We start from the raw sequence: 23,826 nt of genomic DNA, 5'->3' as shown, positions 1-23,826 counted from the left end.
CCGGTTACGATGAGCCGGTGCGCTACTTGCTGATGCCGGTGACGCTGTTGGTCCGTCACTTTCCACAGCTGGTGGCCTGTTATCTGCTCGGCTACCTCGGCCGTACCGCCGCCATCGAGTGGGCGGCGTGGGCCGGCTACGACAATGACCTCTGGGCATCGCTGATCATGCCGCTGGCCGGTATGGCACGGCTCGGCTCATATGTGGGGATGTTCCTGGTGCTGCGCAGCGGCATCCCCGCACTCGCCGCGCTGCCACCGCGCCCGTCCCGCCAGATCGATGTGTTCGCCACCATCGTCGTGCCGTTCTTCGCGATCTACCTGGCATGGCAGATGTTCCGGGAGGACTGGCTGTCCTTCGAGTACCGCGGCTTGTATTACAAGCTCGGCGCGATGTCCACGTCGAGCGGTCCGGTCGAGTTGCATCCGGAGCTGCTGCCGGTAAGCACGGTCACCATCGTGATCATCGTCGCCGCACTGGTGGCCCGATTCCTGTTCGGCCGGGTGAAGGACAAGATGCCGGCCTGGCTGCTGCCGGTCCGCGTCTACCTGGACACGCTGTGGGTGTTCCTGGTGCTCACCTTCTCGGCGAGTCACGGTGTGACGTTCCTGATCAATCCGTCGGCATGGGTGTCGGAACGACGGATCATCGTGTGGTTCAACGACACCCGCGAAGGCGTGTTCTCGCACTTCCACCCGCTGGAGGCGGCGTGGGACGGCGCGATGTGGGCGCTGAGAACCGTGTTCGGCGGTGCGGCGGTACCGCTCATCTGGCTCGCCGTCGCGTGCATCGTCTACGGCGCCACAGCCAAGCCCGACTGGCACGCCGCCGCCCGGCGTGTCGGCGGGGACCGGGTCGGCAGGTGGATCGAGCGTTCGGCGACCGCCCGGACGCAGCTGAGCACCGGGTGGAAACGCGTTCCCGGCAAGGTGCGCAACGAGGTCCACGATCAGTTCACCGGACAGCTCGGCAAGTTCAAACCCATCACCGATTCGGCCCACGTCATCGCCGCCGGCGGTATCTTCGCGGTGTCGCTGTACGTATTGGCCTATCTAGGCCTGGCCTGGCTGGACATGTCGGGCAGCTTCTTCCGGGCACAATTGGGGTCGGGGTACCTGTTGCGTGGGATGGCCTGGCTGCTCGGTCCGCATGACATCACGTTCTGGTACGGCACGTGGGACCTGATGGCACTGGTCTCGCACTCGATCATCGAGCCGCTGCGGATCTGTCTGATCGCGACCACGCTGGCTTGGTGTCTGGACCGCAGCGCTGCGGCGATACCTGCACGGCCTACAGCCGAAGTCGGATCAGAATCGAGCCATCCGATTTCCTGACGTCGACGGCTGTCGGCTCGGCGCTCGCCGGAATCAGGAAGCTCCACTCCATCGCCGTGGCCGCACCGCACGGCGCCCCGGCGACGGCGCGCCAGGACCGGTCGCCGTCGACGAGGTAACCGGTGCACGGAATCCCGTCGGCCGGCGATCCCGATCGTTGGACGGCGACATTCATCCGGACGGTGCCCTCGGGGACCGGCGCCCCGGACCCGAGCTGCGTCGTCGAGCGACTGACATTGCGGACCGACCAGGTCAGCCCGTCGACCTCGATCGGTTGATGCGCGGCGGCTTCGTGCGCCGGACGGACGGTGCGCGCATAGTCCTCCCACGACGGCAGCAGGGTGAACCAGGTGATCGCCGCCAGCGCGATGGCGGCGACGGCGGTACCGATGAGATTGCGCTGCCACAGTCGCGTCGTCATGTCCCGACCTGCGTTCCCGGCGGGATTTGGATGAGGTCGGTGCGCTGAACCCGCGAATCATCAAGACCAATGGTGAAGACCAGCCGGGAGTCCTGCCGTCCGTCGCCGGTCCACGCGCGCACGGTGATGTCGCCGCGCCCCGGCGCCACGAGTTCGGCGGGCACGTCGAAGACCCACGATCCGCGCACGGTGATACCGGGAGCCAACGAGCCGGCGAGCGGCATGAATCCGAGGCGCTGGGTGAGCGCATACGTGTTCGGCCCGACGAGCAACTGGACGGTGGGCACCTGGTCGGTGTGGGTCGTCATCGCCTCGCCGTCCACCGCCACCCAGGTGCTCACCGCGTCGACCAGGATCGGACGGTACTCCTGCTTGCGGATCCGTGGGCCGATGCGCACGCCGGTGACCTGCGCAGTGAGGGTCCGGCCGGTGGCCTGTTGTCCCATCCCGGCGTCGACGTCGAACGGGGCGTACACGTCGTCAGGGGCGGGCAGGTTGTGCCACATCCACGCCGCGACCGCCACAACCACGGCGGTGGCCAGGGCGTAGGGCGCCCGCATCACGGCCGGCCTCCGACCGGGCCGGTCAATTGGCCACCGACCGGGACGGTCAATTCACCGTAGTCGTTGCCCAGAATCCAGCCCTGTCCGGCGGTCACGTTCAGCCTCCGCATTTCTTTCCAGACCCGGACGGGCAACTCGCTGCCGACCGACAGCGCGGTCTCCGGCAGCTGCCACAGCAGCACGATCTGGTCGGTGAGACCGGGACCGAGCCGCCCCGCGATCGTCCCGTCTGCCACCCGCATCGGCGCCAGCACCCTGGCCCTCGGCTGATCGACCAGTTGCACCGGCTTGTCCACCACGCCGGGCAGCGTGCCGATGTTGTGTGCGGTGACCACCAGACCGAGATAGCGGCTACCCGGTTGCGCGGGGAACAGCAGCCGGTTGCCGGCCCGCACCTCGTTCACCAGCGTGGCGCGCTGCACCGTCATCTCGAACTCGCCGGTGTTGAATTGATCGCCGGGTTTGAGCTCGGTGACCTGCTTGTTCACCGTGTCCAGCCCACCGAACGCAGCGGTGCCCGCGAGTACCACGATCAGCCCGGCCCGCCGCCACTGTGTGACACCCCAGCCCGAAAGCCACCGCCGGACACGCCCGGTGACGGTCACGGTGCTCCCCCCGGGCTCCATGGCTGCCGATGATACCTAGCGCAGCCGGACCCTCAGCAGGTCGAGTGCGTCACGCACCGCGCCCAGTTGCTTGGCCACCTGGACGGGCGCGGTACCGCCGCGGGCATCGCGGGAGTCGACCGAGCCGGCGATGGTCAGCACCTCACGCACCTCGGCGGTCAGCCCGGGATGGATGCCGGCGAGTTCGTCGTCGGCGAGTTCCTCCAGGCCCACCCCGCGCGCCTCGGCCGCTTTGACCGCCGCGCCGGCCGCCTCGTGCGCGACGCGGAACGGGATGCCCTGGCGCACCATCCATTCGGCGATGTCGGTGGCCAACGTGTAGCCCAGCGGAGCGAGTTGCGCCATCCGGTCGGTGTCGAAGGTCAGGGTGCCGACCAGTCCGGCCATCGCCGGCAGCAGCAGCTGCAGCTGCGCCACCGAGTCGAACACCGGCTCCTTGTCTTCCTGCAGATCGCGGTTGTAGGCCAGCGGCTGTGCCTTCAGCGTGGCCAGCAGGCCGGCCAGGTTGCCGATCAGGCGGCCGGACTTGCCGCGGGCCAACTCGGCGATATCGGGGTTCTTCTTCTGCGGCATGATCGAGCTGCCCGTCGACCAGGAGTCGTGCAGCTTGGCGTAGCCGAATTCCGTTGTGCTCCAGAGGATGATGTCCTCGGACAGCCGGGACAGATCCACCGCGATCATCGCGAAGACGAACGCCGCCTCCGCGGCGAAATCGCGGGATGCGGTCGCGTCGATCGAATTGTCGGCCGCCGAGGCGAATCCGAGCTCCGCGGCGATGGCGTCGGGATCGAGGCCCAGCGACGAACCTGCCAGCGCCCCGGAACCGTACGGGGACACCGCTGCCCGCTTGTCCAGATCGACGAGCCGGTCCGCGTCGCGCAACAGGGGGTGGGCGTGCGCCAGCAGGTGATGGGCCAGCAGCACCGGCTGCGCGGACTGCAAGTGCGTCTTGCCCGGCATGATCGCCGTCGGGTGAGTAGCAGCCTGGGTGGCCAGCGCGGCCGCCACGTCGAGCACACCGTCACCGATGGTCTTGATGGCGTCGCGCAGCCACATCCGGAACAACGTGGCCACCTGGTCGTTTCGCGACCGCCCGGCCCGCAGCCGGCCACCGAGTTCGGGCCCGACCCGGTCGATCAGGCCGCGTTCCAGCGCGCCGTGCACATCCTCATCGGTGGGCAGCGGACCGAAGCTGCCGTCCGCGACGTCTTCGCCGAGACTGTCCAGGCCGGCGAGCAAGCCGTCGCGCTGCTCGTCGGTGAGCAGCCCGGCGCGGTGCAACACCCGGGCGTGCGCCTTGGAGGCGGTGACGTCATAGGGAGCGAGCACCCAGTCAAAGTGCGTCGACTTGCTCAGCGCGGCAAGGGCTTCCGAGGGGCCGTCGGCGAACCGGCCACCCCACAGCGACCCTTCGTTGGTGCTCACGATCGACGTTCTTCGCGCAAGCGGCTCATCACAATCCCAGGTCGCGCTTGGCCGAGATCTTGCTGGACAGTCCGTGCACGTGCACGAACCCCTTGGCCGAGGACTGGTCGAAGCTGTCGCCCTCGTCGTAGGTGGCCAGATTGAAGTCGTACAGCGAGGTGGGGCTGCGCCGTCCGTTGACGGCGATGTGCCCGCCGTGCAGCACCAGCCGGATCTCGCCGGTCACATGCTCCTGGGTGTGCGCGACGAACGACTCGAGGGCGCGCTTGAGCGGTGAGTACCAGAGTCCGTCGTAGACCAGCTCGCCCCACTTCTGGTCGGTGCCGCGCTTGTAGCGGCCCAGCTCGCGCTCCAAGGTGACGTGCTCCAGCTCGGTGTGCGCGGTGATGAGCACCATCGCCCCGGGAGCCTCGTAGATCTCGCGGCTCTTGATACCGACGAGGCGATCCTCGACCACGTCGAGTCGGCCGACACCCTGGGCGCCGGCACGCCGGTTCAGCTCGACGATGGCTTCCAGCACGGTGACCGGGCGGCCATCGATGGACACCGGCACACCGCGGTCGAATCCGACGATGACCTCGTCGGGGGTGCTCCAGTTGAGCGTCGGGTCCTCGGTGTAGTCGTAGACATCCTTGGTCGGCGCGTTCCAGAGGTGCTCCAGGAAGCCGGTCTCCACCGCGCGGCCCCACACGTTCTGGTCGATCGAGAACGGTGAACGCTTGGTGACGTTGATCGGGATGGCGTTCTCCTCGGCGAAGGCGATGGCCTTCTCCCGGGTCCACGCGTAATCGCGCACCGGGGCCAGCACCTGCAGGTCGGGAGCCAGCGAGGCGAAGCCGACCTCGAACCGGACCTGGTCGTTGCCCTTGCCGGTGCAGCCGTGTGCAACGGTGCCGCCCTTGTGCTCACGGGCGGCGGCGACCAGGTGCTTGACGATCAGCGGCCGGCTGATGGCCGACACCAGCGGGTAGCGGTCCATGTAGAGCGCATTGGACTGGATCGTCGGCAGGCAGTACTCGTTGGCGAACTCGTCGCGGGCGTCGACGACGACGGCCTCGACGGCCCCGCAATCCAGGGCACGCTGCCGAACCACCTCCATGTCTTCGCCGCCCTGGCCGAGGTCGATGGCCACGGCCACGACCTCACGGCCGGTCTCCTTGCCGATCCAGCTGATCGCTACCGAGGTGTCCAGACCGCCGGAATACGCCAGGATGACGCGTTCGGACATGCAAAATCTCCTAATTTTCTCGGTTCTCGGAACTGCTATTCACTTCAAGTTTTCGAACATGGTCGCGAGCTCGGCGCCGGTCATCGGCTCACGCGCTATCACGAAGATGGTGTCATCACCGGCGATGGTGCCGACAACCTGGGGCAACGACGCCCGGTCGATGGCACTGGCCAGGTAATGCGCTGCGCCCGGCGGAGTGCGCAGTACGGCGATGTTCGCGCTGGCGTCGGTGGACACCAGAAGTTCGCCGAGCAACTTCGTCACCCGCTCGGTGCCACCGGACACCCCACGCACCGGGCTGCCGTCCTCAGGCACGACGTACACGCCGACCCCACCGTCTGCGCCGCGCAGTTTCACCGCGCCGAGCTCCTCCAGATCCCGCGACAGGGTGGCCTGGGTGACGTCGATCCCCTCCTCGGCCAGCAAGGCCGCGAGTTCGGTTTGGCTGCTGATCGGATTCGACGACAACAGCGTGACGATGCGGGCCTGTCGTCCGACGCGGGTCGGCGAGCTCATGGTCAGGAACGCTCCAACAGCCACACCAGCAGCGCTTTCTGCGCGTGCAGCCGGTTCTCGGCCTCGTCGAACACCGCGCTCTGCGGACCGTCGATCACCTCGTCGGTGATCTCGTGTCCACGGTGCGCCGGGAGGCAATGCAGCACCACCGCATCCGGGTCGGCGAGCTTGACCAGCTCGTTGTTGACCTGGAACGGGCGGAACGGGCGTACCCGGTCCAGGCCGTCGTTCTCCTGACCCATCGACGTCCAGGTGTCGGTCACCAGGACGTCGATCCCCTCGGCGGCGGCCTTCGGGTCGCTGCTGAGGGTGACGGTCGCCCCGGTCTCGGCGGCGCGGCGTTTGGCGGCGTCGACGAACTGCGGATGCGGTTCGAAACCGGCGGGCGCGGCGATCGTCACGCTGATTCCTGCCGTGACGCCGCCCAGCATCAGCGAATGCGCCATGTTGTTGGCGCCGTCGCCGAAGTAGGTCATCTTCAGCCCTTTGAGGCCGGATATCCCGCCCTTGCGTTCGGCCAGCGTCTGCAGATCGGCCAGCACTTGGCAGGGATGGAACTCGTCGGAGAGCGCATTGACAATCGGGACGGAGGCACCACTCGCCATGGCGGTCAGGCGTTCCTGGGCAAAAGTGCGCCACACGATGGCATCGACATAGCGCGACAGCACCACCCCGGTGTCCTCGAGGGTTTCCTCGCGACCCAGCTGGGTGCTGCGCCCATCGACCACCACGGCGTGCCCGCCCAGTTGCGCGATCCCCATCTCGAAGGAGAACCGGGTGCGGGTGGAGTTCTTCTCGAAGATGACGGCCACCCCACGGGGCCCCTCCAGCGGGCGCTTGCTGAACGGCGCCTTCTTGAGTTCAGCGGCCAGGGCCAGCACCTCGGCCTGTTCGGCCGGGCTCAGGTCGTCATCGCGGAGGAAATGTCGCAGTGTCATGAGGCATCCAGTATCGCGGGCAGGGCAGTCAGGAACTGCTCGATCTGCGCTTCGGTGATGATCAGCGGCGGGGCCAGCCGGACCACATCGGGTGCGGCGGCGTTCACCAGGAAGCCGGCGTCGCGTGCGCCTGCCTCGACGGCCTTGGCGCTGGGTGCCGTGAGCACGATGCCCTGCAGCAGGCCCTTACCGCGGACGTGGTCGACGAGCGGATGGCCCAGTTCTTCGATCCCGTGGCTGATGGTCTTACCCAGCACTCCGGCTTTCGCGATGAGATCCTCGTCGGCCAGGGCCTTGAGCACACCCAGGGCTGCCGCGGTGCACACCGGGTTACCGCCGAAGGTGCTGCCGTGCAGACCCGGGGTGAGCAGGTCGCCGGTCGCACCGAGGGCCAGGCAGGCCCCGATCGGCAGGCCGCCGCCAAGGCCCTTGGCCAGGGTGACGATGTCCGGGGTGATGCCGTCGTGCTGATGCGCGTAGAAGGCGCCGGTACGCCCGACACCCGTCTGCACCTCGTCGAGCACCAGCAGCGCACCGTGTTTCGCGGTGATCTCGCGCGCCTTGACCAGATAGCCGGCCGGCGGAACGACCACGCCGCCCTCCCCCATGATCGGCTCGAGGAACACCGCCGCGGTGCTGTCATCCACGGCCCGCGCGAGCGCCTCGGCATCGCCGTAAGGCACGTGGGTGACATTTCCGGGCAGCGGCTCGAACGGCGCCTGCTTGGCCGGCTGGCCGGTCAAGGCCAGCGAGCCCATGGTGCGGCCGTGGAAAGCGCCTTCGGCGGCAACGATATTCGTCCGCCCGGTCATCCGGGTGATCTTGAAGGCGACCTCGTTGGCCTCGGTGCCGGAGTTGCAGAAGAACACCCGCGCGGGATGGCCGAGGTGGTCGACGAGTTTCTCGGCCAGCGCGATTCCCGGCTCGGTGGCATACAGATTCGAGGTGTGGCCCAGCGTGTTGAGCTGCGTGGTGACGGCGTCGATGACGGCCCGGTGGCGATGACCGAGCAGGTTCACCGCGATCCCGCCGAGCAGGTCCAGGTAGGACTTGCCGTCGACGTCGGTGACCACCGCGCCCTCCCCGCTGGCCAGTGCCAACGGTGGGGTGCCGTAGTTGTTCATCATCACCGCTTCCCAGCGGGTTTGGAGACTGTGCTGCTTCTCCGAGTCGCTCATGAGCCGACCACCTTCGTACCGGTCCCTTCGTCGGTGAAAAGTTCTACGAGCACACAATGTTCGACGCGGCCGTCGATCACGTGGGCGCTCGGCACGCCGTTGGTGACCGCGCGCAGGCAGGCCTCGATCTTGGGCACCATGCCCGAGTCGAGGGTCGGCAGCAGTTGCGTCAGTGTGGCGGTGTCGATCTCGCTGACCAGTGAGGTGCGGTCGGGCCAGTCGGTGTAGAGGCCTTCGACATCGGTGAGCATGAGCAGCTTCTCGGCGCCCAGCGCTTCGGCGACCGCGGCGGCTGCGGTGTCGGCGTTGATGTTGTGCACCACACCGTCCTTGTCCGGAGCAATGGTGGAGATCACCGGAATCCGGCCGGCGGCAATGAGATCGAGCACCGCCGCGGCGTTGACCTGCTCGACGTCGCCGACCAGTCCGATATCGGTCGGCACGCCGTCGACCAGTACGCTGCGCCGCACCGCGGTGAGCAGGTGGGCATCCTCACCGGTGATCCCGACGGCGTACGGGCCGTGGGCGTTGATCAGCCCGACCAGTTCGCGACCGACCTGACCGAACAGCACCATCCGGGCCACATCGAGCACTTCCGGTGTGGTGACCCGGAATCCGCCCTTGAACTCACCGTCGATACCGAGCTTCTTGAGCATGGCGCTGATCTGCGGACCGCCGCCGTGCACGACGACCGGGTGCACACCGCAGTTGCGCAGGAAGACCATGTCGGCGGCGAAGGCGGCCTTGAGGGTGTCGTCGGTCATGGCGTTGCCGCCGTACTTGACGACGACGATCTTGCCGTTGAGCTGCTTGAGCCAGGGCAGCGCTTCGGCCAGCACCCGGGCTTTGGTGCTGGTGGACGTGGTCCCGGTGCTCACGATGAGTAGGCCGAGTTCTCTTCGACGTACCCGTGCGACAGATCGGTGGTCCTGACCGACGCGGTATCGGTGCCCACGGCGAGGTCGATGACGACCTCGATATCCGCGCCGGACAGATCAGCCTCGCGGGCACCGGGGGCGCCGGCCCCGTCGATGCACACCGGATAACCGTTGAACGACACACTGATCCGCTGCGGATCCAGCTTCACCGGCGCAATGCCGACAGCAGCCAGCACCCGGCCCCAGTTCGGATCCGAGCCGAACAGCGCGGTCTTGACCAGGCTGTCGCGGGCCACCGCGCGGGCGGCCACCAGCGCATCGTCCTCGCCGGCAGCGCCCCGGACCGTGATGGTGACCCGCTTGGTGACACCCTCGGCGTCGGCCTGCAGCTGGGCGCACAGATCGTCACACACGGCGAACACCGCGTCGTCGAGATCGTCCTGGCTGGGCGTGATCTCACTGGCGCCGGAGGCCAGCAGCAGCACGGTGTCGTTCGTCGAGCAGCTGCCGTCGACGTCGAGGCGGTCGAAAGTCCTTGCGGCGGCTCGCCGGAGCGCGGTGTCCAGCGATTTCGCGTCGGCAACCGCGTCGGTGGTGATGACCACCAGCATGGTGGCCAGCGACGGGGCGAGCATGCCGGCACCCTTGGCCATGCCGCCGACGGTCCAGTCCCCGGGGTGATGCAGGGCGACCTGCTTGGGCACGGTGTCGGTCGTCATGATGGCCCGCGCAGCCTCTTCGCCACCGGTGAGTCCACCGGCCATCTCGTGCACGATCTCGGTGACCCCGGCGAGCACCTTCTCCATCGGCAGCCGGTCCCCGATGAGGCCGGTCGAGCACACCGCCACCTCGATGGCGCCGGTCTCGGTCCCCCAGTCGGACAGCGCCGCGGCGAGTGCCTCCGCAGTGGCGTGGGTGTCCTGGAATCCCAGCGGGCCGGTGCAGGCGTTGGCGCCGCCGGAGTTCAGAATGACCGCGCGCAACCGCCCGGTGGTGAGCACCTGTTGGGACCACTGCACGGGTGCGGCCTTGATCTGGTTGCGGGTGAACACTCCCGCGGCGCCGTGATCAGGACCTTCGTTGAACACCAACGCCAAGTCCAGCGCGCCGGATACCTTGATACCAGCCGAGATTCCGGTGGCCCGGAAACCCGCGGGGGCGGTGACGCCCTGAGTACGGACGAGTTTCCCGTCCCGGGTCACGTCGTTCTTGCCCTCGGCGCTCACGGTGCCACTCCCACGATGGACAGTCCTTCTGTTTCGGGCCAGCCGAGGGCCAGGTTCATCGATTGCACGGCGGCACCTCCGGTGCCTTTGGTCAGGTTGTCGATCGCGCAGATCGCCACCAGGGTCTTGGCGTCTTCGTCCACCGCGACGGCCAGCTGAGCGGCGTTGCTGCCGATCACCGAACCGGTCTTGGGCAGCTGCCCCTCCGGCAGCAGGTGGATGAAAGGTTCATCGTCATAAGCCTTTTCATAGACGGCGCGGATCTCACCGGCAGTTGCGGCGGTGCGCGCGGTGCAGGTGGCCAGGATGCCGCGCGCCGTGGGGATGAGCACCGGGGTGAACGACACGGTGACGTCCTTGTCGGTGACCTTGCGCAGGCCCTGCGCGATCTCCGGGGTGTGCCGGTGCTTGCCCGCGATGTTGTAGGCCCGCGCCGACCCGATGACCTCGGAGCCGAGCAGGTCCACCTTGGCGGCCTTGCCGGCTCCCGACGTGCCACTCACGGCCACGACGGTGACATTCGGTTCCACCAGGTCGGCGGCGACGGCGGGCAGCAGCGCCAGCAGCGCCGCCGTCGGGTAGCAGCCGGGCACCGCGATCCGGGTGGCCCCGTTGAGTGCTTCCCGATTGCCGGGCAGCTCGGGCAGGCCGTAGGGCCAGGTGCCGGCGTGTGCGGACCCGTAGAACCGCTCCCAGTCGGCGGCGTCGGTGAGCCGGAAATCGGCACCACAGTCGATGATCACGGTGTCGCCGAGCTGTGCGGCCAACGCCGCCGAATGTCCGTGCGGCAGTCCGAGGAACACCACGTCGTGGCCGGCGAGCACGGCGGCGTCGGTGGGCTCCAGCACCCGGCCGGCCAGCGGCAGCAGGTGCGGGTGATGCTCGGCCAGGGTGCTGCCGGCACTCGCCGCCGCTGTCAGGGCACCGATGGTCAGACGCCCGTCGGCGTATGCGGGGTGGCCCAGCAACAGTCGCAGGATCTCGCCGCCCGCATAGCCGCTGGCACCGGCGACAGCTACCGAAGTCATGCCTCGATCTTTGCATTGTTATGCAGTCGATTGCAAACTCATTAATCAGCAGCGCCGAGATCGACGATTTGGCGGCCTCGACCTGGCACTTTCCCGCCCGATTGATCAATTGGGCGGGAGGGGGTCAGGTGCGCTGGGTGGCTCCGACCTGTTCAGCGGCGGCCGCCACCGCGGCATCGCGCGCCGCGCTGGCCTCGTCCTCGGTGAGGGTGCGGTCGGCGGCCCGGAACCGCAGTGCCAGGGTCAGCGACTTACGCCCCTCCCCGATCTGCGGGCCGGTGTACACGTCGAACAACCGGATGTCCTCCAGTAGCTCGCCGGCCCCGGCACGCACCACGTCGACGACCACTTGGGCCTCGACCTCCTCGGCGACGATGAGGCTGACGTCCTGGAACACCGCCGGGAACGGTGATACCGAGGGGGCGGGCAGCCGCTCCACGATCGGGATCGCGTCGAGGTTCAACTCCACCGCGCAGGTGCCCGCCGGTAATCCAGCACGCTCGACCACCGCCGGGTGCAGTTGCCCCGCAAAGCCGACGGAAGTCTCCCCTGCGAAGACCTCGGCGCAACGGCCCGGGTGCCACGGCAGCTCTCGGGCGGCCCGCAGAGTCAGTTCGGTTCCGACCGCGCGGCCGATCACCCGTACTGCCTCGAACGCGTCCGCGGCCTCGACCTTGCGGCCGGCACCCCAGGGCCCGGCCGGCTCACGCAGTCCGGTAAGCACCACACCGACATGTTCGGGCTGTCGCGGCAGCGATGCGTCCAGCCCGGCGATCTCCTCCTCGGTCGGCCGCCGGTCTGTCGGGATGCGCTGCACCGCGCGGGTGTCGGCGGTGGGCAGCACCACTTCGGCGATGGCGAACAGCGCGGTGTCGACCGCGCCGCGGGACACGTTGCGCACCAGGGCTTCCAGCAGTCCGGGCAACAGCGTGGTCGCCAGATGCGGACGGTCGGCTTCCAGCGGATTGAGCACTGTCGTGGTGTTCCGGCGCGGATCGTCGGGTCCCAGTCCCCAGGTGTCGAACACCCCGGCCGGCAGGAACGGGGTCGGCAACACCTCGACATAGCCGTTGAGTGCCAACGACTTCCCGACCGCACGACGGCGCTTCTGCACCGGTGTCAGGCCACGTCCGGCGGGCGCGTGCGGCAACACCGACGGGATGAGGTCGAGCCCTTCCAGGCGCAGCACCTCCTCCACCAGATCCGCAGGCTCCCGCAGATCGGGACGCCAGCTCGGCGGGATCGCGGTGATCACCCCGTCGGCCACCGACACCTCGGCACCGACCTGGGCAAGGCGACGTGGTGTCACGCCCTCGGCGTAGGTGACCCCGGCGGTGCGATCGGGTAAATCGATCGGCATGCTCACCGCTGGATGCGTCCAGTCGGTGCGCGGCGGATCGCCACGCCAGTCCGTCAGTTTGGGTTGTACTGTGCCACCGGCTATCTCGACAAGCAGAGCGGCACAACGGTCCAAGGCGGCCACCGAAATGGCCGGGTCCACGGTGCGCTCGTAACGGCGTCCGGCCTCACTGGAGAGGCGCAGCCGGCGCTGGGTGCGTGACACCGCGGCCGGATCCCACACCGCAGCTTCCAGCAGCACGTCGGTGGTGGAGTCCCGGACCTCGGTGGTGCCGGCACCCATCACGCCACCGATCGCAGCGGTCGCCACGTCGTCGACGATCAGCACGTCGCCGGCGTTCAGCGCGCGGGTCACATCGTCGAGCGTGACCACCTGCTCGCCCTCTTCGGCGAAGCGCACGTTGAATGCACCGTTGATCAGGGACTGGTCATGAGCGTGCATCGGGTGCCCGATCTCGAGCATCACGTAGTTGGTGACGTCGACCGCGGGCGAGATGGCCCGGATACCGGACAGCAGCAGCCTGCGCTGCAGCCACCATGGCGACACCGCGGCGGGATCGATCCCGGTGACCGGCCGCAGCCCGAACCGCTGCACCCCGGTACCGGGTTGTACGGTCAGCGGCCAGGCCTCCCCCTCGACCGGCAGCGCCGGGACATCGGCGGGGTCCACGAAGTCCAGATCCAAAGCGCACGCGATATCGCGTGCCATACCGCGGATGGACAGGCAGTAGCCGCGGTCCGGGGTGATGGCCAGGTTGAACACCACGTCGTCCAGGCCCAGCACCTCGATACCGGATGCTCCCGGCTCGGCGGTGCCCGGCGGCAACACGATGATCCCGGACTGCTCGGCACCCAGGTTCAGTTCGGCGGCCGAACAGATCATGCCGTCGGAGGTACGGCCGTAGGTCTTGCGCTGGGCGATGCGGAAATCTCCCGGCAACACCGTGCCGGGCAGGGCCACAACCACCAGGTCACCGACTGCGAAATTCCGTGCACCGCAGACGATATCGCGTGGCTCCGGTTCGCCGACATTAACCTTGCAGGCCCGGATCGGCTTCTTGAACTCGGTGAGTTCCTCGATCTCGACGACCCGGCCCACGGTCAGCGGACCGGTGACCGGCCCCAGCGGCAGGATCTCCTCGACCTCGTGGCCGATGCGGACCAACGTCGCTTCGAGCTCGTCGACGCTGCAATCCCAGCCCGGCGTGCCGGCCCGGATCACGTCACGGAGCCAGCTGTAGGGAATACGCATCAGGCGCCCACTCCGAACGGCAGGGAGAACCGCACGTCACCCTCAACCATGTCGCGCATATCGGGAATTCCGTTGCGGAACTGCAGGGTTCGCTCCAATCCCATACCGAAGGCAAAGCCCGAATACTCAGCCGGGTCTATTCCGCAGGCGCGCAGCACATTCGGGTTCACCATGCCGCAGCCACCCCATTCCACCCAGCCGGGCCCGCCCTTCTTGTTCTCGAACCACACGTCGACCTCGGCCGAGGGCTCGGTGAACGGGAAGAAGTGCGGCCGGAACCGGGTGCGGCCGCTCGCGCCGAACTCGGCGCGTGCCAGCGCGTCCAGCGTGCCGCGCAGGTGCGCCATGGTCAGGCCCTTGTCCACCGCCAGCCCCTCCACCTGGTGGAACACCGGGGTGTGGGTGGCGTCCAGCTCGTCGGTACGGAACGTCCGGCCCAGCGAGATGATGTACACCGGCAGGTCGCGCTCCAGTAGAGCGCGGATCTGCACCGGGGAGGTGTGGGTGCGCAGCACCTGACGCGAGCCGTCCGGGGCGATCTGGAAGGTGTCCTGCTCGCTGCGGGCCGGATGATCCGGCGGGAAGTTCAGCGCGTCGAAGTTGAACTGCTCGGTCTCCACCTCGGGACCCTCGGCCAGCTCCCAGCCCATCGCCACGAACGTGTCCGCGATGCGCTCGGTCAGCAGGGTGATGGGATGTCGCGCCCCGACCGGCTGCCGGGTGGACGGCAAGGTGACGTCGATGCGCTCGGCGACCAGCACCGCCGCGTCGCGTTCGGCGCGCAGCTGCACCAGCCGGTCGTCGAAGGCCTGTTGTGCCTGTGTCCTGGCGATGTTGACCCGCTTACCCGCGTCGGCGCGTTCGGTCTTCGGCAAGGCACCCAGGGCCTGCCGGGCCAGTGCGATCGGAGAGCGGTCGCCGAGGTGTTCGGTCTTGGCTCGGGCGAGTGCGTCCAGGTCGACGGCAGCGTCGAACGCCGCACGGGCCACATCGACAGCGTCGGTCAGAGCTTCTTCCGAGAGGTCGCTGGGCTCGCCTTGCCGGTCAGTCTGGACAGCCACCCGGCGATCATAGCGACGGACCCACGCTGTCCCGCCGCCAGCGCTGCCCCGCCCGCGATGATGCTCGCCACAACGGCAGTGCCCGCCGGCGCGGAAGCGGCGACGACCAGGTAACCGAACGCCGATCCCACGGTCAGCAGCGCCAGCCGGGGCCCGGTCCATCGACCCGGGACGCCGAAGCGCGACGACACCAGCATGCCGAGGGTGAGGGCCACCACATGCCCGGCGTCGGTGAAGTCGTGGGTGCCGAGGACGACGACGGCGCCGAGTGTGAGCCACCAGCACACCCACGCCGGGCGGTGGCGTGACGGGATCGCCGCCGTCAGCATGCCCAGCACACCCATGGCGCCGTAACTCATGCCGACGTCGGAGACCCGGGTGATCGAATGCGCAACCCAGTCCTCGTGCACGGCCAGAGCCAGCGCCGCCGCGACCACCAGGGTGGCACCGATATGCGCGACCAGGAAGGTCAGCACGAGCGTGCGGCTGCGCCAGAGCAGCTCGGCCACCGCGAGCAGGCACACCAGACCGGGCAGCCACAATGCCATTCCGCCGTTGTCGACGACGAAGGCGCTGCCGAGCAGCGTCCCGATGCGGCCGTGTGCCAGGTTGTGCAGATTGGTGCTCGCGTGCTGGATCACCCGGTCGTGGACGGCGGGCCCCGCCGCCGCGAGCACCGCGGCGACGGCCACCAGCGCGGCGGCGTAGCCGATGGTCACCCGTAGTCCCGACACCCATTTCACCGGCATGGGCTACCCACCCGCCGCGGTATCTTCTTCGGAGTCCTCGCCCGGGTCTGCGGCGCGGGACCGCACCCAGTACATCTGCAAATCCTCCGGTACCCCGCTCGGCCTCGCGGCGAACAGTGGCTTGCGCACGCGCTTGGCAGACAGCCGCATGGCTTCGAAGTCCTCGTCGGAGATGCCGTCCAGGGTCGACTGGGACACCACCAGCCCGCCCTTGGTGGCCCGCTCCATCACCCGGGAGGCGATGTTGACGTCCACCCCCAGCCAGTCCGAGCCGATGCGCTGCGGGCGGCCGGTGTGGATACCGGCCCGCATCGTCGGCGTGTACCCGTCCACTTCGACGCTGCCGGCCGCATCCAGGGCGGTCAACACGGCCCGCACCGCGGGCACCGGGTTCCGGAACACCACCATGGCGCCGTCGCCCATTCGTTTCACGATATGCCCGCCTGCGGCCAGCAGCGGGGGCTCCACCACGGAGGTGACGCGGCGCAGCAGCCGCAGCGTGGCATCGTCACCGGCACGCAGCGACCAGTCCGAGAAGCCGACGAGGTCGGTGAAGACCAGCGTGACCTCGCGATAAGCAGGCCGCCCCGAGACACGTTCGGTGAGCGCCTGCCACACCTGCAGCGCGCCGAGGCTGACCTCCCGGGAGGCGGCGTCGCGCTCCAGCAGACGGTCCGCGGCCCGGGCTGCGGCTCGCGGGCCGCCGACACCGGCAGCCGAGAGCGGATCGCCGAAATCGGGATCGCCGGGCAGCGCCCGGCGCATCCGCTTGATCAGCGCGATCACCCCAGGGTGGTGGTTGGTGTCCTTGAGCCATTCCAGCGGCCCGCCCAGCGCACCCACCGGTGTCGGAAAATCGACCGCTTCGATGCCGCCGGACGGTCCGTCCAACGGTTCAGCATCCACAGCGCCACGATAGGTGGCACCGCCGGTAGCGGCAATCATGCTGCGACACGACCTTGCTCACACACGGAAAGCACCAGGTCACGGCTTCATGGCAGCAAGATCGCCATCACGTCACGGCCGCGCCCCACACCGTCCGGCACATAGACAACACCCGTTGTCAAGATTATGGTGGCGGGACAACGGTGGGGTTTCGTCAGCGAGGACGCCATGACCACAGCACAGTCTCATGCCGGCACGGAGGATCCAGCTCCTACGGCCACCGTGCCACTGGGCCCCGATTCACTGACCTGGAAGTACTTCGGCGATCTGCGCACCGGGCTGCTCGGGGTGTGGATCGGCTCCATCCAGAACATGTATCCCGAACTCGGCGCGGGCGTGGAAGACCACTCGATTCTGCTGCGCGAGCCGCTGCAGCGGGTGGCGCGGTCGGCGTATCCGATCATGGGCGTGGTCTACGACGGCGACCGCGCCGCACAGACCGGCGAGCAGATCAAGAGCTTCCACCACGACATCAAGGGCGTGGACGCCAACGGCCGGCGCTATCACGCGCTGAACCCGGAGACCTTCTATTGGGCCCACGCCACCTTCTTCATGCTCATCGTCAAGACCGCGGAGTATTTCTGCGGTGGGCTGACCGAGGCGGAGAAGCACCAGCTCTTCGAGGAGCACGTGCAGTGGTACCGGATGTACGGGATGAGCATGCGGCCCGTCCCGGCCACCTGGGAGGACTTCTGCACGTACTGGGATCACAAGTGCCGTGAGGAACTGGAGATCAACCGCGCCACGCTGGATATCTTCACCATCCGCATTCCCAAGCCGTGGTTCGTCCTGATGCCCACGCCGATCTGGGACCAGTTGTTCAAACCGATGGTCGGCGCCCAACGCTGGGTCGCGGCCGGGCTGTTCGACCCGGCACTGCGGGAGAAGGCCGGCATGCGCTGGACACCGGGTGACGAGGTGGTGCTGCGCCTGCTGGGCAAGATGGTCGAGTTGGCCTTCGTTGCGGTGCCCGACGAGATCCGGCTGCATCCCCGAGCGCTGGCCGCGTACCGCCGCGCCTCGGGCAAGGTGCCCGACGACGCTCCGCTGGTGGAGGCACCGGCGTTCATGGCACCGCCCCGGGACCGTCGCGGCCTGCCCATGCACTACCAGCCGCCGCACACGTCGCTGCTGGACCGTGCCGGGTCTCTGATCCACGCCACCTTCTCGCTGACGGGACTCAGTCGTCTCCCCTCACTTCGCTCACCCAGGAAGCCCGCGGGCTCCCGACGAAAGGTTGCCTGACCCGATGCTGGAATGGTCTGACGTCGATATCGCTGTGCGCGATGCGGTGCGCGAGTTCATCGACAAGGAGATCCGGCCTCATATCGACGCCCTCGAAGACGGCGAGCTTGAGCCCTACCCCATCGTCCGGAAGTTGTTCGCCACCTTCGGAATCGACACGATGGCCCGGGAGGCGCTGGAGCGCAGGCTGTCGCGGCTGCGGGACGGCTCCCCTGCCCGGGAAACCAAGTCCTCGGGTGGCATGTTCGGCGGCGGGCCCGAACAGGCCGGCATGGGGTTCGTCCTGATCAGCGAATTGTGCCGGGTGTCCATGGGTCTGGTGACCGGAATGGGCGTCAGCCTGGGACTGACCGTGCCCACCATCCAGAGTCGGGGCACGCTGGCTCAACAGGAACGGTGGCTGCCGGGCCTGGTGACCTACGAGAAGATCGGCGCGTGGGCCATCACCGAACCCGATTCCGGCTCGGATGCGTTCGGCGGCATGAAGTCCTATGTGACCCGTGACGGTGACGGGTATGTGCTCAACGGGCAGAAGACCTTCATCACCAACGGACCTGACGCCGACGTGGTGGTGGTGTACGCCAAGCTGGACGAGGGTGACGGAGCCGCCAAGCGCGATCGCAAGGTGCTGACCTTCGTGCTGGATCGCGGCATGGACGGCTTCGTGCAGTCGAAGCCGTTCCGCAAGATGGGAATTCACAGCTCCCGCACCGGCGAGCTGTTCTTCAACAACGTCCGGCTGGGCCGGGACCGCCTGTTGGGCGAGACGGAGGGAAGCGGCGACGGCACCGATCAGGGCCGGGACAGCGCACGGTCCAGTTTCTCGGCCGAACGCATCGGGGTGGCCGCGATGTCACTGGGCATCATCGAGGAGTGTCTGCGACTGTCGGTGGACTACGCCAAGAACCGGGTGCTGTGGGGCAAGGAGATCTCCCAGTTCCAGCTGATCCAGTTGAAGCTGGCGAATATGGAAGTCGCGCGGATGAATGTGCGCAACATGCTGTTCCGGGTGATCGAGTCGGCCCAACAGGGTTCCCCGATCTCTCTGTCCGAGGCGTCGGCCATCAAGTGGTACTGCTCGCAGGCCGCCACCGATGTCGCGATGGAGGCCGTGCAGTTGTTCGGCGGTAACGGCTACATGACCGAGTACCGCGTCGAGCAGCTGGCCCGCGACGCGAAATCGCTGATGATCTACGCCGGGAGCAACGAGGTACAGATCACGCATGTGGCCAAGGGGCTGCTGCGCGACAGCTAGCCCGTCACAGTCGGTCAATTATCTCTGGCGAGCTTGGGTTCGGCGTGAAGACCACCGGTATCGGTGTCGACGAAGTTGCACGCGCCGCGAGTGGTGAACGGTTCGACGAGTTGTCGCACATAGGCGGTCGGATAGTGGGGCTTGGCAGCCATGCCGAGATCGTCGGTGGTGAACCGGCGCTGCGGGTCATACGAATACGTTCGGTAGAGGTGGTCCCAGACCAGGGTGAACAGTCCGAAGTTGACGTCGCCGACACCGGCCCACTTCAGATGGTGAAACCGGTGGCCTTCGTTGAGGGCCAGTACTGAGCGGAGTGTTCCGACGCGGTAGTCGACGTTGGCATGCTGAAGGAGCAGTTGCACGGCAACGCAGACCGCAAGCACCGAGGCAACGTGTACGGGGATCCCCAAGATGATCAGCGGTAGAACCCCGCCCATCATCTCGACCGCCTGGTGCAGCGGATGCTTCATCAGGCCGTTGAGGCCGTAAAACCGACGAATGCTGTGGTGCACGGCGTGCAATCGCCATAACCATCCGACCTTGTGGCTGGCCAGGTGGATGGTGGTAATGCCGAAATCAGCAACCATGACTGCCAAGAGCACCTGTATGACGAACGGCAACGAGCCGGGCCACCACCGGTGGAAGGGCGTAATCGCGGCCAGCAGGGGAATGACGGCGACGCTGGCCAAGATGGACGTTTCATTGACGATAGCGTGGGCGGCGTCGCGACCCGCGTCATCGAGCCCGATATTCCATTCATCGCGATAGGGCAAGATTCGCTCGGCCGCGAACGAGCAGGCGACTGCTGTCAAAATCAGACTGATCAGCCACAGTTCTGAGACGCCGTGGGCAGCCAAATAGACAGCGGCGCCGTTGATCCCGACCAACATGAACGGCACATAGCCGTATCGGATCACGTTCTTCACCATGCCGACCACCGTCGCGCACGCCGGCGCTTCGTGGCTTGTACAGATCCGTCGTGATCGTCAAGTCACCGACGCTAGGCCCACACCAGGTTGCGGCTCGCTTGACTCGGAGACAACCCGAACATCTCATGGCAGACCCGGTTGGCGTGGGCACTGTCGGTGAAGCCGGCGGCGTGGACGGCATCGGTCAGCGACAGGCCCCGCTGTAACGCTTCGACAGCAAGCCGCAGCCGTACCCATCGCACATACGTGGGAAAAGATTGACCCACTTGGTCGTTGAACAAACGACTCAGTCGACTCGGCGAGAGCGCGACGGCGCGGGCGATCGTGGACAGATCGACACGTTCGGGCAGAAGTTCCGGCACCAGCTCGACTGCCTTGCGCACGCTTGGGTGCCAAGCCTCCCGTCCTGATCCGTCGTCCTGGCGCTGCGCATCGGTGATCCCCCGCAGAATCGACGCCGGGTCAGCCACCAATGGTTCCACCCAACTGAGCGCCTGCCCCGCCTCGGCCCACTGACTCGCGTCGTCGCTACTGCGAACGAGTCTTGCCACGTGAGACGCGACGGGACTTGCCGGGTCGACGAAGACCAGGACTCCACTCACGACCGGCTTCAGGATGCGGATGGAATGGTCGCACCCGGACGGAATGATCGCGGCCGATGTCACCACCCGGTTGTTGTGGCCATCGGCCAGTTCGAAGCTGCCCACCCAAGCGCGCACGAATTGGGTCGCTACGTGATGATGACCGTGGGCATCTGACAGCGCACCGACGTAGCACAAGGCGCCATCGGCGACTGCCAACACGCCTGACCAGGGAGCCACTCCGTTCCCCTGAGCGTCCATCACCAGAAGTCCTCACAATCGCCACGCCGACCGCAGCACCCCGCGACAAACGTCAAGTTCCCGCAACAGCTAGCGCGCTTGCGAACTCTGATACAGACAGATCGCCGCGGCCGCCGCGATGTTGAGGCTCTCGGCGCTGCCCTGCATCGGGATCGTCACCCGATGATCCGCCGCGGCGGCGACCTCGGGAGCCAGCCCGTGCGCCTCGGAACCGAACAGCCACGCTGTAGGAGTGCTCAATTCAGCTGCAGGCAAGGGTGTTTCACCGTCCAACGTGGTCGCGAGCACCTGCAGGCCCGCGTCCCGAAGCGCGGTGATGAGCGCCCCCGTATCGGGAGCCTGCACCACCGGCACCCCGAAGATGCTGCCCGCGGAAGATCGCAGGCACTTCCCGTTGTAGGGGTCCACCGAGTTGCCGGCCAGGATCACCGCGTCGGCGCCCATGGCATCGGCCAACCGGATCAGGGTGCCGGCATTGCCGGGCTCGGAGGTCTCGACGGCCACCGCCACCAGACGCGGCGCACCGGAGAGCACCTGTGCGAGGGTCGTGTCGGGCAGCCGGCACACCGCGACCAGCCCGACCGGGGTGACGGTGTCCGACAAGGCTTTCGCGGCGCGATCGGTGACCTCGAACACGGGTGCCCCGGCAAGCAGATCGCTGAATCGGGCGAGGGCATCCGCGGTGGCGAAAACCTCCTCAACGAGACCACGCCGCAACGCGGCCTCGACGAGGTTGGACCCCTCGGCGAGGAAACGTGCGGCGTGGCGACGTCCCGCGGGACGCTGCAGCTTGATCGCGGCAGCTACCCGATTCGACCGCTCCGTAAGGAGTGTCAGGCGGCTTCGCCCGACGGTGCGTTGACATCCTCGGGCAGCGCGGCCTTGGCGACCTCGACCAGGGCGGTGAACGCGGCCGCGTCGCTGACGGCGATCTCGGCGAGGTTCTTGCGGTCCACCTCGACACCAGCGGCCTTGAGGCCCTGGATCAGACGGTTGTAGGTGATGCCGTTGGCGCGGGCCGCGGCGTTGATACGCGAGATCCACAGCTTGCGGAACTCACCCTTGCGGGCGCGACGGTCACGGTAGGCATAGGTCAAGGAGTGCAGCTGCTGTTCCTTGGCCTTGCGGTAGAGCCGCGAACGCTGGCCGCGGTAACCCTTCGACGCCTTGAGAACTGTGCGCCGCTTCTTCTGGGCATTGAGTGCGCGCTTCACGCGTGCCATGTGAGTGTTCCTATTCTTGCGGGGGGAAGTCGAAAAGTGAAGCGGCTTGCGCCGTTCAACAGAATTAGCCGTTCAGCAGCTTGTTGATACGGCTCGCATCGGCGGGGGCGACCACTGCACGGCCGTCGAGACGACGGGTGCGCTTGCTGGCCTTGTGCTCCAGCAGGTGACGCTTGCCGGCCTTCTGGCGCACGATCTTGCCGGTCCCGGTCTTACGGAAACGCTTGGAAGCGCCGCTGTGGGTCTTGGCCTTGGGCATTGGTGTCCTCTGGTTTTCTCGTGGATCAGGTGGTCGGTGGTTCTTGGTTCTCGGCGGGCGGCTCGGCAGCGGCTGCGGCTGCGTTGCCTCGCTGAGCAGGTGGCGCATCTGCGTCATGGGCCGCCTTGGCGCGAGTCTTCGCGCCGCGGTGCGGCGCCAGCACCATCGTCATGTTGCGGCCATCCTGCTTGGCCGAGGTCTCGACGAAGCCGTAGTCGGCGACGTCGGCGCCCAGGCGCTGCAGCAGTCGGTAACCCAGTTCGGGACGGGACTGCTCGCGGCCGCGGAACATGATCGTGACCTTGACCTTGGATCCGGCTTCGAGGAAGCGGACCACGTGGCCCTTCTTCGTCTGGTAGTCGTGATCGTCGATCTTCGGCCGCAGCTTCTGTTCCTTGACGACGGTCTGCTGCTGGTTCTTGCGAGACTCGCGCTCCTTGAGTGCCGTCTCATACTTGAACTTGCCGTAGTCCATGATCTTGCAAACCGGGGGTTTGGCGTCAGGAGCTACTTCGACAAGGTCGAGATCGGCGTCGACGGCGACGCGGAGCGCATCTTCGATGCGCACGATGCCTACCTGCTCTCCACCCGGTCCGATCAGGCGGACTTCAGGTACGCGGATGCGCTCGTTGATGCGGGTCTCAGTGCTGATGGGGCCTCCTACGTTGTCTGCTAGTCCACGACCGTAGGAAAACGACGGGCCAGCAGGGGGCACCACACCATCGGCACTTCTGCTCTCGCGAACAGAAAGGCCCTGCATATAGCAGGGCCCGATGCCGACCGATCACGGCTTACGCCGCCTGCGCAAAACGCAGTACAGGGCATCCGCAGATGCCTGCGACCGGACCGCGGGACCGTTAAGGTCTGCGGTGGGAGCGGGACTCCACTTGCTGTCCCTGGCGTTCGCCGGGACGGTCGATCGTGACAGTCTATCAGGCATGACGGATGATCAGATACCACCCAGCAGCGACACCGCCGCGGAGTCGTCTGTGCGTGAGCTCGCCGAGATCCCCGCTGTCGAGGTCATCACCCGCTCCGCCGTGATGCTGATGAGCGCGGCTGCCGAGAAGCTGGGCCTGGCCGACCCGGATCCCGACGACAGCCCGCACCGCGACCTGGACGAAGCCCGCCGTCTGATCACCGCTCTCGCCGGTCTGGTGACCGCCTCCGCGGAGTATCTCGGACTGCACGCCGGCCCGTTGCGCGACGGATTGAAGAGCCTCCAGTTGGCCTTCCGGGAAGCCAGCGTGGATCCCGAAGAACCCGGCAAAGGGCCTGGCGAAAAATACACCGGCCCGGTCTGGTAGCCACTCACACGAAATTCATTGTTCAAAGGAATATCCTCG

At 67.3% G+C, this 23,826-nt stretch carries 25 protein-coding genes; 4 read left to right on the top strand and 21 right to left on the bottom strand.

Annotated features, from left to right (window positions below; translation table 11 throughout):
• Positions 1–17: 17 nt before the first annotated feature.
• Positions 18–1,334 (top strand): hypothetical protein, encoded by a 1,317-nt coding sequence (locus QN239_RS15320; RefSeq protein ID WP_499011558.1) that lies wholly within the window; start codon positions 18–20, stop codon positions 1,332–1,334.
• Here QN239_RS15320 and QN239_RS15315 read toward each other — a convergent pair.
• The 15 genes from QN239_RS15315 to QN239_RS15245 form a co-directional block, all read right to left on the bottom strand.
• Positions 1,291–1,755, bottom strand: coding sequence for a hypothetical protein (locus QN239_RS15315; RefSeq protein WP_499011557.1), 465 nt, complete (start codon positions 1,753–1,755; stop codon positions 1,291–1,293). The genes QN239_RS15320 and QN239_RS15315 overlap by 44 nt on opposite strands.
• The gene (locus QN239_RS15310; protein WP_499011555.1) at positions 1,752–2,318 is read right to left on the bottom strand and encodes a hypothetical protein; all 567 of its coding nucleotides are present in this window, start codon (positions 2,316–2,318) and stop codon (positions 1,752–1,754) included. The genes QN239_RS15315 and QN239_RS15310 overlap by 4 nt, the downstream gene beginning before the upstream one ends.
• Entirely contained in the window at positions 2,315–2,944 is a 630-nt protein-coding gene (locus QN239_RS15305) for a hypothetical protein (RefSeq protein WP_499011554.1), read from the bottom strand. The genes QN239_RS15310 and QN239_RS15305 overlap by 4 nt, the downstream gene beginning before the upstream one ends.
• Before the next feature lie 15 nt (positions 2,945–2,959).
• Positions 2,960–4,369 (bottom strand): argininosuccinate lyase, encoded by a 1,410-nt coding sequence (argH, locus tag QN239_RS15300; RefSeq protein WP_499011552.1) that lies wholly within the window; start codon positions 4,367–4,369, stop codon positions 2,960–2,962.
• Positions 4,370–4,397: 28 nt separating this feature from the next.
• Complete coding sequence (locus QN239_RS15295; RefSeq protein WP_499011551.1) at positions 4,398–5,597, bottom strand: argininosuccinate synthase; 1,200 nt, start codon at positions 5,595–5,597, stop codon at positions 4,398–4,400.
• Between the two features lie 39 nt (positions 5,598–5,636).
• A complete protein-coding gene (locus tag QN239_RS15290) occupies positions 5,637–6,113 on the bottom strand; it encodes an arginine repressor (RefSeq protein ID WP_090364248.1) in 477 nt (158 codons plus the stop codon).
• A gap of 2 nt (positions 6,114–6,115) precedes the next feature.
• Entirely contained in the window at positions 6,116–7,051 is a 936-nt protein-coding gene (gene argF, locus QN239_RS15285) for an ornithine carbamoyltransferase (RefSeq protein WP_499011549.1), read from the bottom strand.
• Positions 7,048–8,229, bottom strand: a complete 1,182-nt coding sequence (locus QN239_RS15280) for an acetylornithine transaminase (RefSeq protein ID WP_499011548.1) — start codon at positions 8,227–8,229, stop codon at positions 7,048–7,050. The genes argF and QN239_RS15280 overlap by 4 nt, the downstream gene beginning before the upstream one ends.
• On the bottom strand, positions 8,226–9,107 hold the full coding sequence (gene argB / locus QN239_RS15275) for an acetylglutamate kinase (protein ID WP_499011546.1): 882 nt from the start codon (positions 9,105–9,107) through the stop codon (positions 8,226–8,228). The genes QN239_RS15280 and argB overlap by 4 nt, the downstream gene beginning before the upstream one ends.
• Positions 9,104–10,333, bottom strand: coding sequence for a bifunctional glutamate N-acetyltransferase/amino-acid acetyltransferase ArgJ (gene argJ, locus QN239_RS15270; protein WP_499011545.1), 1,230 nt, complete (start codon positions 10,331–10,333; stop codon positions 9,104–9,106). The genes argB and argJ overlap by 4 nt, the downstream gene beginning before the upstream one ends.
• The gene (argC, locus tag QN239_RS15265) at positions 10,330–11,361 is read right to left on the bottom strand and encodes an N-acetyl-gamma-glutamyl-phosphate reductase (protein ID WP_499011544.1); all 1,032 of its coding nucleotides are present in this window, start codon (positions 11,359–11,361) and stop codon (positions 10,330–10,332) included. The genes argJ and argC overlap by 4 nt, the downstream gene beginning before the upstream one ends.
• A gap of 124 nt (positions 11,362–11,485) precedes the next feature.
• Positions 11,486–13,972 carry a phenylalanine--tRNA ligase subunit beta gene (pheT, locus tag QN239_RS15260; RefSeq protein WP_499011543.1) on the bottom strand — a complete coding sequence of 829 codons (2,487 nt, stop codon included), beginning with the start codon at positions 13,970–13,972 and terminating at the stop codon, positions 11,486–11,488.
• Positions 13,972–15,033 carry a phenylalanine--tRNA ligase subunit alpha gene (gene pheS / locus QN239_RS15255; RefSeq protein ID WP_499011541.1) on the bottom strand — a complete coding sequence of 354 codons (1,062 nt, stop codon included), beginning with the start codon at positions 15,031–15,033 and terminating at the stop codon, positions 13,972–13,974. Before pheS ends, pheT begins: the two co-directional genes overlap by 1 nt.
• Positions 14,976–15,782, bottom strand: coding sequence for a rhomboid-like protein (locus tag QN239_RS15250; protein WP_499011540.1), 807 nt, complete (start codon positions 15,780–15,782; stop codon positions 14,976–14,978). Before QN239_RS15250 ends, pheS begins: the two co-directional genes overlap by 58 nt.
• 3 nt (positions 15,783–15,785) lie before the next feature.
• Positions 15,786–16,688, bottom strand: a complete 903-nt coding sequence (locus QN239_RS15245; RefSeq protein ID WP_499011539.1) for an adenylate/guanylate cyclase domain-containing protein — start codon at positions 16,686–16,688, stop codon at positions 15,786–15,788.
• A gap of 207 nt (positions 16,689–16,895) precedes the next feature.
• Here QN239_RS15245 and QN239_RS15240 point away from each other — a divergent pair, with 207 nt between their 5' ends.
• Entirely contained in the window at positions 16,896–17,972 is a 1,077-nt protein-coding gene (locus QN239_RS15240; RefSeq protein WP_499011537.1) for an oxygenase MpaB family protein, read from the top strand.
• A 4-nt stretch (positions 17,973–17,976) separates the two neighbouring features.
• Positions 17,977–19,227 carry an acyl-CoA dehydrogenase family protein gene (locus tag QN239_RS15235; protein ID WP_499011536.1) on the top strand — a complete coding sequence of 417 codons (1,251 nt, stop codon included), beginning with the start codon at positions 17,977–17,979 and terminating at the stop codon, positions 19,225–19,227.
• A gap of 14 nt (positions 19,228–19,241) precedes the next feature.
• Here QN239_RS15235 and QN239_RS15230 read toward each other — a convergent pair whose 3' ends face one another.
• The 6 genes from QN239_RS15230 to infC all read right to left on the bottom strand — a co-directional run bounded on the left by QN239_RS15230 (position 19,242) and on the right by infC (position 23,132).
• Entirely contained in the window at positions 19,242–20,156 is a 915-nt protein-coding gene (locus tag QN239_RS15230; protein WP_499011534.1) for a sterol desaturase family protein, read from the bottom strand.
• 71 nt (positions 20,157–20,227) lie between these two features.
• On the bottom strand, positions 20,228–20,875 hold the full coding sequence (locus tag QN239_RS15225; protein WP_499011532.1) for an AraC family transcriptional regulator: 648 nt from the start codon (positions 20,873–20,875) through the stop codon (positions 20,228–20,230).
• 192 nt (positions 20,876–21,067) lie between these two features.
• Positions 21,068–21,835, bottom strand: a complete 768-nt coding sequence (locus QN239_RS15220; protein WP_499016807.1) for a TrmH family RNA methyltransferase — start codon at positions 21,833–21,835, stop codon at positions 21,068–21,070.
• Positions 21,832–22,221: a 50S ribosomal protein L20 gene (gene rplT / locus QN239_RS15215; protein ID WP_090364263.1), complete on the bottom strand. Its 390-nt coding sequence runs from the start codon at positions 22,219–22,221 to the stop codon at positions 21,832–21,834. Before rplT ends, QN239_RS15220 begins: the two co-directional genes overlap by 4 nt.
• A gap of 64 nt (positions 22,222–22,285) precedes the next feature.
• Positions 22,286–22,480, bottom strand: a complete 195-nt coding sequence (gene rpmI / locus QN239_RS15210) for a 50S ribosomal protein L35 (RefSeq protein WP_090364265.1) — start codon at positions 22,478–22,480, stop codon at positions 22,286–22,288.
• 25 nt (positions 22,481–22,505) lie between these two features.
• Entirely contained in the window at positions 22,506–23,132 is a 627-nt protein-coding gene (gene infC / locus QN239_RS15205) for a translation initiation factor IF-3 (protein ID WP_499016806.1), read from the bottom strand.
• Between the two features lie 286 nt (positions 23,133–23,418).
• On the opposite strand from infC, the gene QN239_RS15200 reads away from it, so the two are divergent.
• Positions 23,419–23,787: a DUF1844 domain-containing protein gene (locus QN239_RS15200; protein WP_499011531.1), complete on the top strand. Its 369-nt coding sequence runs from the start codon at positions 23,419–23,421 to the stop codon at positions 23,785–23,787.
• Positions 23,788–23,826: the final 39 nt, after the last annotated feature.

Source organism: Mycolicibacterium sp. Y3, assembly GCF_051188035.1.
In the GTDB taxonomy this organism is placed as follows: domain Bacteria; phylum Actinomycetota; class Actinomycetes; order Mycobacteriales; family Mycobacteriaceae; genus Mycobacterium; species Mycobacterium fluoranthenivorans.
Note: the sequence above shows the minus strand (reverse complement) of the source record. Positions and strands in the feature narration are given on the sequence as shown.

What these genes read in the sequence shown, in the direction of transcription:
- QN239_RS15295 (WP_499011551.1), bottom strand. Translation starts at nt 5,597, where the DNA reads ATGTCCGAACGCGTCATCCTGGCGTATTCCGGCGGTCTGGACACCTCG.
- QN239_RS15315 (WP_499011557.1), bottom strand. Translation starts at nt 1,755, where the DNA reads ATGACGACGCGACTGTGGCAGCGCAATCTCATCGGTACCGCCGTCGCC.
- rpmI (WP_090364265.1), bottom strand. Translation starts at nt 22,480, where the DNA reads ATGCCCAAGGCCAAGACCCACAGCGGCGCTTCCAAGCGTTTCCGTAAG.
- QN239_RS15230 (WP_499011534.1), bottom strand. Translation starts at nt 20,156, where the DNA reads ATGGTGAAGAACGTGATCCGATACGGCTATGTGCCGTTCATGTTGGTC.
- argC (WP_499011544.1), bottom strand. Translation starts at nt 11,361, where the DNA reads ATGACTTCGGTAGCTGTCGCCGGTGCCAGCGGCTATGCGGGCGGCGAG.
- QN239_RS15240 (WP_499011537.1), top strand. Translation starts at nt 16,896, where the DNA reads ATGACCACAGCACAGTCTCATGCCGGCACGGAGGATCCAGCTCCTACG.
- argF (WP_499011549.1), bottom strand. Translation starts at nt 7,051, where the DNA reads ATGACACTGCGACATTTCCTCCGCGATGACGACCTGAGCCCGGCCGAA.
- QN239_RS15250 (WP_499011540.1), bottom strand. Translation starts at nt 15,782, where the DNA reads ATGCCGGTGAAATGGGTGTCGGGACTACGGGTGACCATCGGCTACGCC.
- rplT (WP_090364263.1), bottom strand. Translation starts at nt 22,221, where the DNA reads ATGGCACGCGTGAAGCGCGCACTCAATGCCCAGAAGAAGCGGCGCACA.
- QN239_RS15235 (WP_499011536.1), top strand. Translation starts at nt 17,977, where the DNA reads ATGCTGGAATGGTCTGACGTCGATATCGCTGTGCGCGATGCGGTGCGC.
- QN239_RS15290 (WP_090364248.1), bottom strand. Translation starts at nt 6,113, where the DNA reads ATGAGCTCGCCGACCCGCGTCGGACGACAGGCCCGCATCGTCACGCTG.
- QN239_RS15305 (WP_499011554.1), bottom strand. Translation starts at nt 2,944, where the DNA reads ATGGAGCCCGGGGGGAGCACCGTGACCGTCACCGGGCGTGTCCGGCGG.
- QN239_RS15280 (WP_499011548.1), bottom strand. Translation starts at nt 8,229, where the DNA reads ATGAGCGACTCGGAGAAGCAGCACAGTCTCCAAACCCGCTGGGAAGCG.
- pheT (WP_499011543.1), bottom strand. Translation starts at nt 13,972, where the DNA reads ATGCGTATTCCCTACAGCTGGCTCCGTGACGTGATCCGGGCCGGCACG.
- QN239_RS15200 (WP_499011531.1), top strand. Translation starts at nt 23,419, where the DNA reads ATGACGGATGATCAGATACCACCCAGCAGCGACACCGCCGCGGAGTCG.